The sequence below is a fragment of the Porphyromonas sp. HMSC077F02 genome (genome assembly GCF_001815465.1).
GTDB classification, from domain to species: domain Bacteria; phylum Bacteroidota; class Bacteroidia; order Bacteroidales; family Porphyromonadaceae; genus Porphyromonas_A; species Porphyromonas_A somerae.
Window position 1 is genome coordinate 16256 of the sequence record NZ_KV820651.1, and the last position, 529, is coordinate 16784.

At 44.4% G+C, this 529-nt stretch carries 1 protein-coding gene; it reads right to left on the bottom strand.

Translation table 11 applies throughout. The features are described 5' to 3' along the window. Positions 1 to 290: 290 nt before the first annotated feature. Positions 291 to 529 (bottom strand): transposase (locus HMPREF3027_RS09500; protein WP_210400671.1); only part of this gene is annotated, 239 nt, incomplete at its 5' end.

A 529-nucleotide genomic window follows, 5' to 3' on the forward strand; every position in this document is an offset into this window, starting at 1 on the left:
GGTCCGTGTTAAATAGGCACAGGTCAAGGCACGCCCTCCCCCCCAAGTGCCGAAGACCTGTGTATAACGAAGTACAAAGGTAGTATCCCAAAAAGTGTGTAAGGCAGAATGCCTCTTTGAATTGCAAATATACTTTTTTTTCGCTTTGCTTCCCATAAACAACAAAGATAGACCAAGAAAGAATTAAGGCAAGGCTGTCGTAGCGTAGCGGAGACACCGCCTTGCCGTATTCTTTTTGGTTGATAGCTTTGTGTTGGGAAGTAAAGCGCATCTCGTTATCTTTCTGAATGTTATAGCTTCCTCAGTCCACCTATAAGATCGCCTATTCGCCTTCCTAAGTAGGAGGAATTAAGGGCGATGCTCCCTACTAGATGAAGTGCAGAATCAACACTTGGAAAGGCACATTTATAGGTCGCTCCCTTCTTTATTTGCCGATTAAAGCGCTCTATCCAGTTGGTACTATGAATATACCGCCTCACTACTACGTCATATTTCAGGTTCATCCGACATTTCGTGTGATACGGCAGTC